Below are 15,580 nucleotides of genomic sequence, written 5' to 3' on the forward strand. Positions count from 1 at the left end.
CTAAATGGTAGTCGCTATCACGATGGTAGTGTCTATCACATGGTCGATCGGCACCCGAACCTGCGCGCGCAACGGCGCGCCGAGACCCAACGGGCGATCCAGGCGCACGCGGTGCGGCTGTTCACCGAGCGCGGCTACGACGCCACGACCGTCGCCGACGTCGCCGAGGCCGCGGGCGTCGCCCCCATGACCGTGTACCGGCACTTCCCCACCAAGGAAGACCTCGTGCTCGTCGACCAGAACGGACCGCTCCTCGCCGAGCGCCTCCGCGCCGCGCCCGCCGACCAGCCCCTGGTCCGCCGCATCGGCGGCGCGCTCGTCGACGCGACCGCGGTCCTGACCGGCGGTGGCGACCCGGGCGCCGCGGCCGCCGACGGGCGGTTCCTGCTCGACCGCCTCCGGCTCATGATCGCCACCCCCGCTCTGCGGGCCCGGCACCTCGACAACCAGTACGCCCTCCAGGAGGCGGTCATCGGCGCCCTCGGCGACGACGCCGCCGACCCCGAGACCGCGTTCCGCGCCCGCGCGGCGGCCGGCGCCTGCCTGGCGGTCCTGCACACGGCGCTGGTGCGCTGGGCCGAGGACGACGGACGGGCCGACCTCCCCGCCCTGGTCGCCGACGCGCTGGCCGCCGCCTTCGGCGACGCCGCCGCCCCCCTCGACCGGTCCGCCCGGCGCCAAGGGCCGCGGCGCTTCACCGGGTGATCGGTCGGCCGGTGAGCATGGGCCGGACCTTGGTGAGCATCAGGTCGAGGAACCGGTCGGGGTGGCGGAAGCAGGCGAAGTGGCTCGCGTCCTGGATGAGGGCGAAGTCCTTGACCGGGGCGGTGACGTCGTCGAAGAACCGCCGGACCGGCGCGGGCGGGGTGATCACGTCGCGCTCGCCCTGGAAGATGAAGAACGGGATGGCGAACGTGGTGCCTTCGGCCCATTCGTCGATGGCCGCGGACTCGGGCACGATGCGTTCGGAGAAGCTCATGGCCCTCGTGTAGGCGGGCAGCTCGCGCAGGGAGTGCAGGGGTGAGGACAGCAGGGAGCCGACCACGACGGTCTTCACGGTGTCGAAGGTGAGCGGGTCGGAGCCGACGGTGTGCTTGTTGTACCGCGACCAGTCCTCGGCGCTCCAGGCGGACTTGTCCGGACCCATGGTGGTGACGGCGGCCAGTTCTTTTCGCTTTCCGGCCGCGCCGAGCCGGTCCAGCAGCGCGCGGTAGGCGGTGTGGTCGCGGCCGCCGGCGTTGATGTTCTGGTCGGTGCCGACGTAGGCGCAGTACAGCTCCGGGTGGTCGCGGGCCAGGCGCAGCCCGATGGAGGAGCCGAAGGAGCAGCCGAGCAGCACGACCTTGTCGACGCCGAGCCGGGCGCGGATGTGCCGGGTGACCTCCAGGGCGTCGCGCTCGAGTCGCTGCAGGCTCATGTCGCCCTGTCCGTCGGGTCCGCCGTGGGCGAAGGTCTTGCCGGCGCCGCGCATGTCCCACCGCACGATCGTGAAGTGCCGTTCCCAGGCGCGGGTGCGCGAGGCGAAGATCAGGTTGGTGGCGCCGGGGCCGCCGTGGAGTTCCAGGATCACCGGGTTGCGGTGGTCCTCGCCGCGGATGGTGACCCACTGGTCGATGCCGCCGATGCGGACGAACCCGGATTCCTCGATGCCCTGCGGGCTCGTTATGCGTAGTCGTCTGGCGTGGGCGGTGCGCCTGAGCCGGCGGTAGCCGAGCAGGCCGGCGGCGGGGACGGCGACGGCCGCGGTGGCGGTTGCGGCGATAGTGATGCCGAGCATCCATTACCCCTTTAAACTGTTTATAGTAGTAACTCAGCGCTTACGGTATATACAGTTGCGGGAGGGTGTCAACCGACGCCCGCGAACGACCTCACCAAGGGGGGCGACCATGGCCAGGGCGGCCAAACCGCGCGAGAACAAGGACAAGAAGGCGCGCGACCTGCCGACGGGCATCGCGCTGCTGTGGGGCGAACAGGACCAACCCGCCCGCGGCCCCAAGCCCAGGCTCACCCCCCAGCGCATCGCCGAGGCCGCCGTGACCCTCGCCGACGCCGAAGGGCTGGAATCCGTCTCGATGAACAAGGTCGCCGCCGGATTCGGCGTCTCGGCCATGGCCCTGTACCGCTACGTGCCCGGCAAGGCCGAACTCGTCGAATTGATGGTCGAAGCCGTCCTCGCCGAACCCCCCGACCTGTCGGCCGCCGGCTCCGGTTGGCGGCCTCGGCTTTCCGCGTGGGCCCACTGCCAGTGGGGGGTCTACCAGGCCCATCCCTGGCTGCTGGCCGCCACCGCCATGCGCCGGCAGATCATGGGCCCCCACCAGCTCGCCTGGATGGACGCCGCACTCGCCGCCCTGGAACCGACCGGCCTGACCTCCGGCCAGCGCCACCAGGTCTTCCTCCTGATCGCTGGGCAGGTACGCAGCCTCGCCCAGCAACTGGCCGACTTCGACGAGGACCACAACCGCGAATGGGGCCGCCTGACCAGCGAGCTCCTCAACCGCCACAGCAATCGCTTCCCCGCCCTGACCAAGGCGATCGCCGACGGGGCATTCACCTCCACGGAGCTCGATCCACTCGACTTCGGCCTTGATCGCATCCTCGACGGCGTCCAAGTGCTCATCGACCGTGCCTAGCGAGCAGCACTCCTCTACGGTCGCTGACCTGGTGGGTGACGAGTCTGGCCAGCGCGCCGGTGCGGGCCAATGGCCGCCTGCACCCCGTGCCGGCGCAGGCGGGCGGGCGCCTGGATCGATCGGGTCGGTGCCGCGCGGCCCGGTCGAACCCGCCTGCCTGCTCCACGCGAAAGACCCGCCCACCCTCGGCACCGGCGGAGTCGCCGTTGAGGCCCTTCAGCATCGCGGAGCTGTACTCGCTCCCCGCGGCCGTGGAATGCGATGACGGCGGCCCGCGCCCTGGGCATCGGCCGCACGACGGCCTACGGGCTGGCGAAGAAGGGGGAGTTCCCCTGCAAGGTCATTCGCTACGGCGATACCTACCGCGTTCCGACCGCGGAGATCCTGCGGGTTCCTGAACGTCCCGATACCCGCTACACAGACCACCGAGAAGCGAGAGATGGAATGACGAACGCGACCTGCTTCACCGCCGGCCCGGTCCGCCCGGTGCCGCCTGCGCCCGCGTCCGACCGCCCCGGACCGGCTCCGGACCCACGGTCAAATGACGGTCAAACGGCGAAGAGCCCGGCTCTCGTGAGGGAGAACCAGGCTCTGACCTGCGAAAACGGGTGGGCGTACCAGGACTTGAACCTGGGGCCTCATCCTTATCAGGGATGCGCTCTAACCGACTGAGCTATACGCCCGCGCTGCGGTGGAACTCTACCGTATGCCGGGGGTCCGGGCGAACCGGTTGACCTGGCCGGTAGGGGGTCGAGGAGGGGCGCCGGGGCGCGGTCTCCTCGGTATCCAGGTTAGCGCGTCCCGGCGGGTGCTCCGGCCACTTACCGGTGCCCCGCCGGTACCCGGCGGCGCCGCCCCCCGATGGGGGCGGCGCCGGGGCGTCACTCGGATTCGGTGAGGGTGACGTCGACGCCGCCCACCAGGTCGGCGGCGAGGTTGTACAGCATCGCGCCGACCGTGGACAGGGCGGTGATGAGGATGATGTTCAGCGCCCCGATCAGGCCCGTGTAGCCGAGCACCCGGGCCGGGGAGAACCACTCGGCCGGGTTGATGCCGAGGTCGTCGCCCTCGCCGCCGTCCGTGAGGCTGGAGAACAGTTCGGTGACCGCGTCGAAGACGCCCAGGCTCGACAGGATCGCGTAGATGACGCCGATCGCGACGAACAGGATGATGAAGCACACCAGGGCGATGACGAAGCTGAACTTCATCACCGACCACGGTTCGACGCGGCTCACCGTCAGGTGGGCCTTGCGCGACGACTTCGTGGCCTTGACCGCCACGGTGGGCACGCCGCGCGGCGTCGACGGGGCCGACGACGCGGACGACGCGCTCCCGTGCTCGGCTCGGCTCTCGGGGGGTGCGTCCACCACTGCCTCCTCACTGGCGCCACCGGACATGGTGGCGGTGGCGGGCTCGTCGCCCGGGTCGTCCGGTCCGTCCGGCCGCGCGTCGCCCGAGGGTTCCGGGGCGGCGTCGGCTCCGATGTCGTCGGCGTCCGCACGGGCGGACGCGTCGGTGCCCGTGTCCGTGTCCGTGTCCGTGTCGGCTTCGGCGGACGAGCGGTCGCCGTCCGTGTCGGTGTCCGCTCCGGTGGACGGGCGGTCGCCGTCCGCTGCGGAGCCGACGGTGTCCGGGGCGGTGTCCTCGACCGCGCTATCGCTCCCGCCGTCGATGGTCGACGTGCCGGCAGCGGACTTCCGTTGCGTGTTGTCAGACTTGGCCACGTTACCGCTGGACTTTCCATGTGAGGGAGGAACCGGGTCAAGGGGGATGGTCGGCGACCGGGTTGGCGGGGCGTCCGGTGCCGTGCGAGGCAACTCTAGTCCCGTTCGTGGAGAACGTCCGGGCTTGTGCGGGGAGGTCGGCGGGGCCGTGCCGGATACCGGCGCGGCACCCCGTGGTGCCGATGGGCGCCGAGCGCCCGAGGGGCCCCGTCGGGTCGGAACCCCCGGGCGGTCCGGGCATCCGTTCGGTGCCGGCGCGGCCGCCCCAGGTGCCCAGCGTACCCATCGCGGCGGACGGTACCGCCGAGCGACGCCCCGGGGCGGGGTGGGCGCACGGGCCTCAGGAGGCCACCAGGCTCACAGAACCGAGGGACCCCTCGGGGAGCCCCGGCGCCGTCCTCACGACGGCGACCGTGCGGTACACGCCCGTCTCCGCCTCACGAGGACGCCGCGCACCCCGGGGGGACGGCCGGGATCCGAGGGCCCCGGGTCGGCCTCGCGACGGCGGTGGTGCCCCCCGGTTCCCGCCTCAGAGAGGCGGCCACCTTCTCGGGGTCGAAAGGGCCCTCCGGCCGACGGCCCCCGCCGCCCCGCCGACGGGCCGTGCCTGCCGCCGGGGGCGGGCGGCCCCCGGCGGCGCGGGTCGTGCGGGTTACTCGGTGTCGGGCTCGGGCGGCGGGGCGACGTCGGTGCCCGCGGCCTCGGCCGCGACCTCCTCGACGACGTCCTCGGCCTCCGCCTCGGCGTTGCGGGCGATGGCCACGACCGCGTTGCCGTTGCCGAGGTTCATCAGCCGCACGCCCATGGTGGCGCGCCCGGACTGCTTGATCTCGGAGCTGCGGGTGCGGATCACCCCGCCCTGCGAGGTGATGGCGAAGACCTCGTCGCCCTCGGGCGAGACCATGAGCGCTCCGACGAGCTTGCCGCGCGCCTCGACCACCTTGGCCGTCAGCACGCCCTTGCCGCCGCGGTTCTGCACCGGGTACTGGTCGGCCGGGGTGCGCTTGGCGAACCCGCCCTCGGTGGCGACCAGGACGTCGGCCGGACCGTCGGACTCGCGGACGACGTCCATGCTGAGCAGGTAGTCGCCCTCGAGGAACCGCATGCCGATGACGCCGCTCGTGGCGCGCCCCATGGGCCGCAGGGACTCGTCGGACGCCGGGAACCGGATGGCCTGCGCGTCGCTGCTGATTAGCAGCAGGTCGTCGGTGGGGAACACCAGGCGGGCGGCGATCAGCTCGTCGTCCTCGCGCAGGTTGATGGCGATGATGCCGGCGGAGCGGGAGGAGTCGAAGTCCTCCAGCCGCGACTTCTTCACCAGGCCCTCGCGGGTGGCCAGCACCAGGTACGGCGCGTCGTCGTACCCGCGCAGCGCCATGACCTGCGCGATCTCCTCGTCCGGCTGGAACTCCAGCAGGTTGGCGACGTGCTGGCCGCGGGCGTCGCGGGCGGCCTCGGGCAGCTCGTACGCCTTGGTGCGGTAAACCCGGCCCTTGTTCGTGAAGAACAGGATCCAGTTGTGCGTGGTGGTGACGAAGAAGTGCTGGACGATGTCGTCCTGCTTCAGCTGGGCCCCCCGCACGCCCTTGCCGCCGCGCTTCTGCGCCCGGTAGTTGTCGAGGCGGGTGCGCTTGGCGTAGCCACCGCGGGAGATCGTCACGACGACGTTCTCCTCCGCGATGAAGTCCTCCATGCGCATGTCGCCCTCGAAGGGGATGATGTGCGTGCGGCGCTCGTCGCCGTACTTGTCGACGATCTCGGTGAGCTCGTCGCGGACGATGCTCCGCTGCCGCTCGGGCGACCCGAGGATGTCGTTGTAGTCGTTGATCTGCGCCATCAGCTCGTCGTACTCGTCGGTGAGCTGGCGCCGCTCCAGGGCGGCGAGCTTGCGCAGCTGCATGTCGAGGATGGCGCGGGCCTGGATGTCGTCGATCTCCAGCAGCCCCATGAGGCCGGACTTGGCCTCGTCGGCCGACGCGCTGCCGCGGATGAGCGCGATGACCTCGTCGATGCGGTCGATGGCCTTCAGCAGCGCGCGCAGGATGTGCGCCCGCTCCTCGGCCTTGCGCAGCAGGTAGCGCGTGCGCCGGACGATGACCTCGATCTGGTGGGTCACCCAGTGGCGGATGAGCTGGTCCAGGCGGAGCGTGCGCGGCACCCCGTCGACCAGGGCCAGCATGTTCGCGCCGAACGTGTCCTGCAGCTGGGTGTGCTTGTACAGGTTGTTCAGCACGACCTTGGCGACGGCGTCGCGCTTGAGGACGATGACGAGCCGCTGCCCGGTGCGGCCGCTGGTCTCGTCCTTGACGTCGGCGATGCCGGTGACCTTGCCGTCCTTGACCAGCTCGGCGATCTTCTGCGCGAGGTTGTCCGGGTTGACCTGGTACGGCAGCTCGGTGACGACCAGGGTCTGCCGTCCGCGCGCGTCCTCCTCGACCTCGACGACCGCGCGCATGGTGATGGAGCCGCGCCCGGTGCGGTAGGCCTCCTCGATGCCGCGCCGGCCCACGATCAGCCCGTTGGTGGGGAAGTCGGGGCCCTTGATGCGCTCCATCAGGGCGTCGAGCAGTTCGTCGTCCGACGCCTCGGGGTGGGTGAGGAACCAGTTGACGCCGTCGGCGACCTCGCGCAGGTTGTGCGGCGGGATGTTGGTGGCCATGCCCACCGCGATGCCGGCGGAGCCGTTGACCAGCAGGTTGGGGAACCGTGCGGGGAGGACGACGGGCTCCTGCGAGCGGCCGTCGTAGTTCGGCCGGAAGTCGACGGTGTCCTTGTCGATGTCGCGGAGCATCTCCATGGCCAGCGGCGCGAGCTTGCACTCGGTGTACCGCATGGCCGCGGCGGGGTCGTTGCCCGGCGAGCCGAAGTTGCCGTTGCCGTCGACCAGCGGCATCCGCATGGACCAGCCCTGGGCGAGCCGCACCAGGGTGTCGTAGATGGCGGAGTCGCCGTGCGGGTGGTAGTTGCCCATGACGTCGCCGACGACGCGGGCGCACTTGAAGTACCCGCGGTCGGGGCGGTACCCGCCGTCGTACATGGCGTAGAGGACCCGCTGGTGCACGGGCTTGAGCCCGTCGCGGACGTCGGGGAGGGCGCGGCCGACGATGACCGACATCGCGTAGTCGAGGTAGCTGCGCTGCATCTCGACCTGGATGTCGACGGGCTCGACGCGGTTGCCGGGGCCGGTGGCCTCGGGGGCTTCCGGAGTGTTCGCATCCGTCACGGGATGTCGATCCTTTTCTGCTGAGTCGTTCGCTGCCGTCGGGAGGTGCCGGTCGTCAGATGTCGAGGAAGCGGACGTCCCGCGCGTTGCGCTGGATGAAGGAGCGCCGGGACTCGACGTCCTCGCCCATGAGCACGCTGAACATCTCGTCGGCCTGCGCGGCGTCGTCGAGGGTCACCTGGAGCAGCACCCGGCGGGCGGGGTCCATGGTGGTGTCCCACAGCTCGCCGGCGTTCATCTCGCCGAGGCCCTTGAAGCGCTGGACGAGGTCGCGCGGGCGCGGGTCGCGCTTGCCGGCGGCGATGCCCGCGTTGATGACCTCGTCGCGCTCGCGGTCGGAGTAGACGTAGTCGGCGTCGCTGCCGCGCTGGTCCCACTTGATCTTGTACAGCGGCGGCTGCGCGAGGTAGACGTGGCCGGCCTCGATCAGCGGCTTCATGAAGCGGAACAGCAGGGTGAGCAGCAGCGTGCGGATGTGCTGGCCGTCGACGTCGGCGTCGGCCATGAGGATGATCTTGTGGTACCGCAGCTTGGCGAGGTCGAACTCGTCGTGGATGCCGGTGCCCAGGGCGGTGATGATCGCCTGGACCTCGTTGTTACGGAGGATGCGGTCGATGCGCGACTTCTCGACGTTCAGGATCTTGCCGCGGATGGGCAGGATGGCCTGGTAATGGGGGTCGCGGCCGCCCTTGGCCGAGCCGCCCGCGGAGTCGCCCTCGACGATGTAGACCTCGCAGCGCTCGGGCTCGGTCGACTGGCAGTCGGCCAGCTTGCCCGGCAGCGACGTGGACTCCAGCAGGGTCTTGCGCCGGGTGAGGTCGCGGGCCTGGCGGGCGGCGATGCGGGCGCGCGCCGCCTGGCTCGCCTTGGTGACGATGTCCTTGGCCTCGCCCGGGTTGCGCTCGAACCAGTCGCGCAGGTGCTCGTTGGTGACGCGCTGCACGAACGACTTGGCCTCGGTGTTGCCCAGCTTGGTCTTGGTCTGCCCCTCGAACTGGGGGTCGGACAGCTTGACCGAGATGATGGCGGTGAGGCCTTCGCGGATGTCGTCGCCGGTGAGGTTGTCGTCCTTCTCGCGGAGCAGCTTCTGCTCGCGCGCGTACCGGTTGACGATCGAGGTGAGCGCCGCCCGGAACCCCTCCTCGTGCGTGCCGCCGTCGGTGGTGTTGATCGTGTTCGCGAACGTGTGCACCGACGAGGTGTAGGAATGGTTCCACTGGAGGGCCATCTCGGCCGCGATGCCGTCGCCCTCCTCCTCGAACGACACGATGGTCGCGTGCGCCGGGTCCTTCGACTTGTTGAGGTAGCGGACGAAGTCCGACAGCCCCTCGTCGTAGTGGTAGGTGTGCACCACGGGGGAGTCGTCGACGAACTGCGGGCGCTCGTCGCGGATGGTGATGGACAGCCCCTTGTTGAGGAACGCCATCTCCTGCATGCGCCGCGCGAGGGTCTCGAAGCTGTAGGTGGTGGTCTCGAAGATCGTCGGGTCGGCCCAGAACGTGATGATGGTGCCGGTCTCGCCGGTGGGCTCGCCCTTGGCGAGGTCGGCGGTGGGCCGGGTGAGCTCGTAGCTCTGCCGCCACACGTGGCCGTCGGTGCGGACCTCGACGTCCAGGGCCGTGGACAGCGCGTTGACGACGGAGAGGCCGACACCGTGCAGGCCGCCGGAGACGGCGTAGGACTGGCTGTCGAACTTGCCGCCCGCGTGCAGGGTGGTCAGGACGAGTTCGACCGCCGGGCGCTTCTCGACCGGGTGCAGGCCGACCGGGATGCCGCGGCCGTTGTCGGCGACGCGGATGCCGCCGTCGGCCGTGAGGGTGACCTCGATGGCGTCGGCGTGGCCGGCGAGGGCCTCGTCGACGGAGTTGTCGACGACCTCGTACACCAGGTGGTGCAGGCCCCGCTCGCCGGTGGAGCCGATGTACATGCCAGGGCGCTTACGTACCGCTTCGAGCCCTTCGAGAACTGTGATAGATCGAGCGTCGTAGGCCAAGTGGAAACACCCTCCTGCTGAGGAACGCCTACCAGTCGGGCCCCCGGGGTGGGGTGGGGAACGGGGGAGGCGCACAGCGAGGACGACCGACCGGTACGCCGCCGCCGGACACCGCTCACTGCTCCTGGTCCCGCCGCTCACGCGTGGGGCGGGCCGTACCGGCGGATGCGTCCGAAGAACCGTGTCCATGATACCGCGCGGCGCACCGGAAAGTGGCATTCACGGCGCTGTGCCGCCCGACAGCGGGTGAACGGACGGGGATATGAGTCCCCACACGCGGACGGCCCCACGCGAGTGCCCGCGCCCCGTTCAGCGCCGCCCAGGGCCACCGCCCTGGTGCGCGGCCTCCGGCGGCGCCCGTACCACCGCCGAAGCGCCGGTCACGCGCCGACCGTACCGGCCGGGGCCGACATCGGACGGTCAGAACCTGCGCGGCCCGGGCCCGCGGCCCCGCCCCGGCTGCTGCACCCGGATGTGCAGCACGGTCCCGTGCCCCAGCTCCTCGTTGAGGCGGCGGACGAGATCGGGGGCCATGGCGCGCGCGTGCGCGGCCATGGTGGGGGAGTCGGCCGCCACCACCAGCTCGCCCCCCTCGTAGGTCACCGGCCGCAGGTGCTGGGCGTTGAACTCGCCGACGATGTCGGCCCACCGGCCGAACACCCCGCCGATGGCCACCTGCTCCTGCCAGCCGTGCTCGATCAGCCAGGCGCGCACCGCGTCGCCGAAGGGCTGCGGCTCGTTGCGCGACCGCACCGGGCCGCGCCGGGTCCGCCGGGCGCGGGTGTCGGGGGCGGCGCCGCGCTCGCGCGCCGCCGCCCGCGCCTGCGCGAGGGCCTGGCGGGCGAGGTCGACCCCGGTGGGGCCTTCGGGGGCGCCGTCGCCCCGGGGGCGGTCCTCAGACACGCGCGACCTCCCCCTCGTGCACCCGGAACCGGGTGCCGCTCAGCTCCGCGGGGATGTCGTCGGGCACCGCCGCGCTGACGAGCACCTGCTCGGCGTGGCGGACGTGCTCGGCGAGCCGGCGCCGCCGCTCGGCGTCGAGTTCGGCGAACACGTCGTCCAGGATGAGCACCGGGTCGTCGCCGTCGGCGCGCAGCAGCTCGAAGCCGGCCAGCCGGAGCGCGAGCGCGTACGACCAGGACTCGCCCTGGCTCGCGTAGCCCTTGGCGGGCAGGTCGTCCAGGCGCAGCACGAGGTCGTCGCGGTGCGGGCCGACGAGGCTCACCCCCCGCTGCAGCTCCTGGGTGCGGGCGCCGGCCAGCGCGGTGCGCAGCAGGTCGGCCAGCGCGGTCCGGTCGGCCGGCGGTTCGGCGCCCTCGGGGGCGGCCGAGCTGCGGTAGGACAGGACCGGCGGCCCGCCCGCCGTGGTCAGCTCGCCGTAGGACTTGGCGACCAGCGGCTGGAGTTCGGCGACGAGGGCGAGCCGGGCGGCGAGCAGCTCCGCGCCCGCCGCCGCCAGGTGCTCGTTCCACACGTCCAGCGTCGACAGGTCGGGCTCGCGGCGCTTGAGGAACTGCGCCGACGCCGACTTCAGCAGGGCGTTGCGCTGCTTGAGCACGCGCTCGTAGTCGGCCCGCACGCCCGCGAACCGGGGGGCGCGGGCGACGAGCAGCTCGTCCAGGAACCGGCGGCGCTCCCCGGGGTCGCCCTTGACCAGGGCGAGGTCCTCGGGGGCGAACAGCACGGTGCGCAGGATGCCCAGCACCTCGCGCGGGCGGGTGGCGGGGGCCCGGTTGAGCCGGGCGCGGTTGGCCTTGCCGGGGTTGATCTCCAGCTCGATCACGGCCCGCCGGTCGTCGCGGACGACGGCGGCGCGGACGATCGCGCGCTCGGCGCCCTTGCGGACCAGCGGGGTGTCGGTGGCCACGCGGTGGCTGCCGAGGGTGGCGACGTAGCCGATGGCCTCGACCAGATTGGTCTTGCCCTGGCCGTTGGGGCCGACGAAGGTGCTGATCCCGGGTTCGAGCCGCAGGTCGGCCGCCGCGTAGGACCGGTAGTCGGCCAGTTGCAGGTGGGAAACGTACATCCGGCCTCTCCTGTCCTCCGCGTCTCCTGGGTCCCGGTGGCAACGCCGCCGGTCCCGTCCCACCGCCGCGAACGCGGTTTCACGTGAAACGGGACCGGGGGGTGCGCTCAGGCGGGGGAGGTCCCCGCGTCGCCGCCGGACTTGGTCACGGCGTGGCCGCCGAACTGGTTGCGCAGGGCGGCGACGACCTTCATGGCCGGGCTGTCGTCCTGGCGGGAGGCGAACCGGGCGAACAGGGCGGCGGTGATCACCGGCGCCGGGACGGCGTGGTCGACGGCGGCCTGCACGGTCCACCGGCCCTCGCCGGAGTCCTGGGCGTAGCCGCGGATGCCCTCGAGACCGGGGTCGTCCTCCAGGGCGCGGACGAGGAGGTCGAGCAGCCAGGAGCGGACGACGGTGCCCTCGCGCCAGCTGTCGAAGGTGCCGGGCACGTCGTCCACGACGTCGGAGGCGGCCATCAGCTCGAAGCCCTCGGCGAACGCCTGCATCATGCCGTACTCGATGCCGTTGTGAACCATCTTCACGAAGTGGCCCGCGCCGACGCCGCCGGCGTGCACGTAGCCGCCGCCCTCGTCGGGGGTCAGGGAGTCGAAGACCGGCTTGGCGCGGGCGACGTCGTCGGCGGCGCCGCCGACCATGATGCCGTAGCCGTTCTGCCGGCCCCACACGCCGCCGCTGACACCGGCGTCGATGTAGTGGACGCCCTGCTCCTTGAGCTCCTCGGCGCGGCGGCGGTCGTCCACGTAGTGGGAGTTGCCGCCCTCGATGATGAGGTCGCCCTCGGCGAGCAGGCCGGACAGCTCGCGGATGGTCGCGTCCGTGGGGTCGCCCGCCGGCACCATCACCCAGACGGTGCGGGGCGCGGCCAGGCGGTCCACCAGCTCCGCCAGGCTGGCGACGTCGCGGACCTCGGGGTCGAAGTCGAAGCCGACGACCTCGTGCCCCTTGTCGCGCAGCCGCTGGGCCATGTTGCCGCCCATTCTGCCCAGGCCGACCATACCGAGTTGCATGTTCCGTTCCCCCTATGCCACCTGTGGATATGTGGATGACCGCGCCGGGTCAGCTCGACAGCCGGACCGGCATGATCAGGTACCGGTAGTCCGAGGCCGCGCCGTCGTCGGCCGGCTTGCCGGTGATGATGGCCGGCTTGGTCGACGTCGTGAACTGCAGGCGCGCGATGTCGGAGTCGATCGCGTTGAGCCCGTCGAGGAGGAACGCGGAGTTGAAGGCGATCTGGATGTCGTCGCCGTCGAGCGCGGCGTCGAGGACCTCGACGGCCTGCGCCTCGTCGCCCGTTCCGGCCTCCAGCACCAGCCGGCCGTCGCCGAAGGCCAGGCGCAGGGGGGTGTTGCGCTCGGCGACCAGCGAGACGCGCTTGACGGCCTCGACGAACTCGGCCTTCTGCACCTCGGCGACGGAGTTGAACGTGTCGGGCAGCAGCGCCCGGTACTTCGGGAACTCGCCGTCGAGCAGCCGGGTGGTGGTGCGGCGGCCGCCGCCCTCGAAGCCGATCATGCCCTCGCCGCTGTCGGCGGCGGACAGGGCGATGGACACCTCGGCGCCGCCGGTGAGCGACTTGGCGGTGTCGGCGAGGGTCTTGGCGGGGACGAGCGCGACGGCGCTGAGGCCGGGGTCCTCGGGCTTCCAGGCGAGTTCGCGGACCGCGAGGCGGTAGCGGTCGGTGGAGGCGAGGGTGAGGGTCTCGCCCTCGATCTCGACGCGGACGCCGGTGAGCATCGGCAGCGTGTCGTCGCGCCCGGCGGCGACGGCGACCTGGCCCACGGCGGCGGCGAACGCGTCACTGCCGACCGAGCCGGCCAGGCCGGGCATGGCGGGCAGCGTGGGGTAGTCCTCGACCGGCAGGGTCAGCAGGGTGAACTTGGCGCTGCCGCAGGACACGATGACCTTCGCGCCGTCGGTGCTGATGTCCACCGCCTGTGGAGGAAGGTTGCGGACGATCTCGGCGAGGAGGCGGCCGGAGACCAGGGTGGTGCCCGGCTCCTCGACGTCGATGTCGACGGCCACCTGGGCGGAGACCTCGTAGTCGAAGCTGGAGAGCTTGAGCCTCTGCCGTCCGTCGGCCTCGCCGGCGTCGAGGAGCATCCCCGCCAGCACGGGGACCGACGGCCGGACCGGCAGGCTGCGGGCGGTCCAGGCCACGGCGTCGGCCAATACGTCGCGTTCGACCCGGAACTTCACTATCCGACTCACTTTCCTCGGAACCTGGGAGCCCTCACGGCGGCGGGCGGCGGCGGGGCGTCGCCGGACGTTCGGGGGGCGGGTTCACACGGTACCCGGATTCCACTCGCGCCGCTGCCCACCACACGTGCCCGGTGCCCGGTCCGGCGAGGGGCGGGGCGGCCGGACGCGGCCCGGAGCCGGTTGTCCACAGATTGGGGGCCGAGCCGTTTTACCACGCCACACATCTCTCTCTTGAGGCGCAGTAGTAGTAGGGGCTGTGGATAGTGTGGAAAACCGTTGTTTCCGCAGGTCACCCCGCGAATTTTTATCCACCGGGCCTGTGGGCGACCCTGGGGAGAAGTGCGCGTCGCTGTGGACGGGGAAAACTCCTCCACAGCTCGCCCCCCGGTTATCCACCGCCTGTCCCCAGGTTGTCCACGGGTCGTCCCCAGGAGGTGGGGAGGGCCGGGAGAGGGGGTGGACGGCCCGCCCACAGGTCGTCCCCAGGTTGTCCACCGCTTCGGCCGGGTTATCCGCAGGGTTGTCCACGGGTTTTCCACAGAAAAACGCCTCCGGCTGGGGATAACCGGAGGCGTCGGGGTCGAAAAAAAGTTCTCAGATGTTCCGCGACTGCTGCTTGATGCGGTTGGTGAGTTCGGTGACCTGGTTGTAGATCGACCGCCGCTCGGCCATGAGCGAGCGGATCTTGCGGTCGGCGTGCATGACCGTGGTGTGGTCGCGGCCGCCGAACTGCTGGCCGATCTTGGGCAGCGACAGGTCGGTGAGCTCGCGGCACAGGTACATGGCGATCTGCCGGGCCGTCACCAGCACCCGCGAACGCGATGTTCCGCACAGGTCGTCGGTGCTCAGCCCGAAGTACGACGCGGTCTGGGCCATGATGGCGGCCGCCGTGATCTCGGGGCCCTCGTCGTCGGGGATGAGGTCCTTGAGCACGATTCCGGTGAGGTGCAGGTCGACCGACTGCCGGTTCAGGCTGGCGAAGGCGGTCACCCGGATGAGGGCGCCCTCCAGTTCGCGGATGTTCGTGGAGATCTTGCTGGCGATGAACTCCAGCACCTCCGGCGGCGCGTTCAGCCCCTCCTGCGCCGCCTTCTTGCGCAGGATGGCGATGCGGGTCTCCAGCTCGGGCGGCTGGACGTCGGTGATCAGCCCCCACTCGAACCGGTTGCGCAGCCGGTCCTCCAGGGTGACCAGCTGCTTGGGCGGCCGGTCGCTGGAGATGACGATCTGCTTGTTGGAGTTGTGCAGGGTGTTGAAGGTGTGGAAGAACTCCTCCTGCGTCTGCTCCTTGTTCTCCAGGAACTGGATGTCGTCCACCAGGAGCACGTCGATGTCGCGGTAGCGCCGCCGGAAGCCGTCGGCCTTGCCGTCGCGGATCGAGTTGATGAACTCGTTGGTGAACTCCTCGGAGCTGACGTAGCGCACCCGCGCGCCGTCGTAGAGGCGCTGGGCGTAGTGGCCGATCGCGTGCAGCAGGTGGGTCTTGCCCAGCCCCGAACCGCCGTAGATGAACAGCGGGTTGTACGCCTTGGCCGGGGCCTCGGCGACGGCGACCGCCGCCGCGTGCGCGAACCGGTTGCTGGAGCCGATGACGAACGTGTCGAACGTGTACTTGGGGTTCAGCCGGGCGAGTTCGCCCGACCCGGCCGCGGTGTCGGTGTCGGAGAACTCGGGCGCCCCGGGCGGGGCGCCCGGGACCGGCCGGCCCGGCGGGGAGTCGGGCGGGGCCACCGGCAGCGGGTCGGGCCCCCCCGAGGGGCCGGGGCGGCCGGCCGGCGG

The 15,580-nt window shown here is 71.4% G+C and carries 11 protein-coding genes, 1 tRNA gene and 1 pseudogene; 3 read left to right on the forward strand and 10 right to left on the reverse strand.

All coding sequences use genetic code 11. The features are described 5' to 3' along the window. Nucleotides 1-39: 39 nt before the first annotated feature. Nucleotides 40-705, forward strand: a complete 666-nt coding sequence (locus NT8_RS12400; RefSeq protein ID WP_067968029.1) for a TetR/AcrR family transcriptional regulator — start codon at nucleotides 40-42, stop codon at nucleotides 703-705. Here NT8_RS12400 and NT8_RS12405 read toward each other — a convergent pair. Further along, nucleotides 695-1,777, reverse strand: a complete 1,083-nt coding sequence (locus tag NT8_RS12405; protein ID WP_067968032.1) for an alpha/beta fold hydrolase — start codon at nucleotides 1,775-1,777, stop codon at nucleotides 695-697. The two genes, NT8_RS12400 and NT8_RS12405, sit on opposite strands and share 11 nt — an antisense overlap. Before the next feature lie 109 nt (nucleotides 1,778-1,886). On the opposite strand from NT8_RS12405, the gene NT8_RS12410 reads away from it, so the two are divergent. Further along, nucleotides 1,887-2,633 (forward strand): TetR/AcrR family transcriptional regulator, encoded by a 747-nt coding sequence (locus NT8_RS12410; RefSeq protein WP_067968035.1) that lies wholly within the window; start codon nucleotides 1,887-1,889, stop codon nucleotides 2,631-2,633. A 261-nt stretch (nucleotides 2,634-2,894) separates the two neighbouring features. Next, nucleotides 2,895-2,969: pseudogene (locus NT8_RS31465) on the forward strand (DNA-binding protein); the annotation flags it as partial. A 273-nt stretch (nucleotides 2,970-3,242) separates the two neighbouring features. Here the strand turns inward: NT8_RS31465 and NT8_RS12415 are convergent. The 9 genes from NT8_RS12415 to dnaA form a co-directional block, all read right to left on the reverse strand. Next, nucleotides 3,243-3,316: transfer RNA gene (locus NT8_RS12415), tRNA-Ile, on the reverse strand. A 198-nt stretch (nucleotides 3,317-3,514) separates the two neighbouring features. Further along, nucleotides 3,515-4,357 (reverse strand): DUF3566 domain-containing protein, encoded by an 843-nt coding sequence (locus tag NT8_RS30815; RefSeq protein ID WP_245646147.1) that lies wholly within the window; start codon nucleotides 4,355-4,357, stop codon nucleotides 3,515-3,517. A 652-nt stretch (nucleotides 4,358-5,009) separates the two neighbouring features. Beyond that, nucleotides 5,010-7,580, reverse strand: coding sequence for a DNA gyrase subunit A (gyrA, locus tag NT8_RS12425; protein WP_067968037.1), 2,571 nt, complete (start codon nucleotides 7,578-7,580; stop codon nucleotides 5,010-5,012). Nucleotides 7,581-7,635: 55 nt separating this feature from the next. Beyond that, nucleotides 7,636-9,552, reverse strand: a complete 1,917-nt coding sequence (gene gyrB, locus NT8_RS12430; RefSeq protein ID WP_245646150.1) for a DNA topoisomerase (ATP-hydrolyzing) subunit B — start codon at nucleotides 9,550-9,552, stop codon at nucleotides 7,636-7,638. A gap of 441 nt (nucleotides 9,553-9,993) precedes the next feature. After that, nucleotides 9,994-10,476, reverse strand: coding sequence for a DUF721 domain-containing protein (locus NT8_RS12435; RefSeq protein ID WP_067968044.1), 483 nt, complete (start codon nucleotides 10,474-10,476; stop codon nucleotides 9,994-9,996). Continuing rightward, nucleotides 10,469-11,599, reverse strand: a complete 1,131-nt coding sequence (gene recF / locus NT8_RS12440; protein ID WP_067968048.1) for a DNA replication/repair protein RecF — start codon at nucleotides 11,597-11,599, stop codon at nucleotides 10,469-10,471. Before recF ends, NT8_RS12435 begins: the two co-directional genes overlap by 8 nt. 107 nt (nucleotides 11,600-11,706) lie before the next feature. Next, the gene (gene gnd / locus NT8_RS12445) at nucleotides 11,707-12,609 is read right to left on the reverse strand and encodes a phosphogluconate dehydrogenase (NAD(+)-dependent, decarboxylating) (protein ID WP_067968051.1); all 903 of its coding nucleotides are present in this window, start codon (nucleotides 12,607-12,609) and stop codon (nucleotides 11,707-11,709) included. Nucleotides 12,610-12,658: 49 nt separating this feature from the next. Continuing rightward, complete coding sequence (dnaN, locus tag NT8_RS12450) at nucleotides 12,659-13,798, reverse strand: DNA polymerase III subunit beta (RefSeq protein ID WP_067968054.1); 1,140 nt, start codon at nucleotides 13,796-13,798, stop codon at nucleotides 12,659-12,661. Nucleotides 13,799-14,395: 597 nt separating this feature from the next. Next, nucleotides 14,396-15,580: chromosomal replication initiator protein DnaA (dnaA, locus tag NT8_RS12455; RefSeq protein ID WP_245646148.1), on the reverse strand; the 1,185-nt coding region annotated here is incomplete at its 5' end.

It is taken from the genome of Nocardiopsis trehalosi NBRC 14201 (assembly GCF_001552555.1).
GTDB classification, from domain to species: domain Bacteria; phylum Actinomycetota; class Actinomycetes; order Streptosporangiales; family Streptosporangiaceae; genus Nocardiopsis_B; species Nocardiopsis_B trehalosi.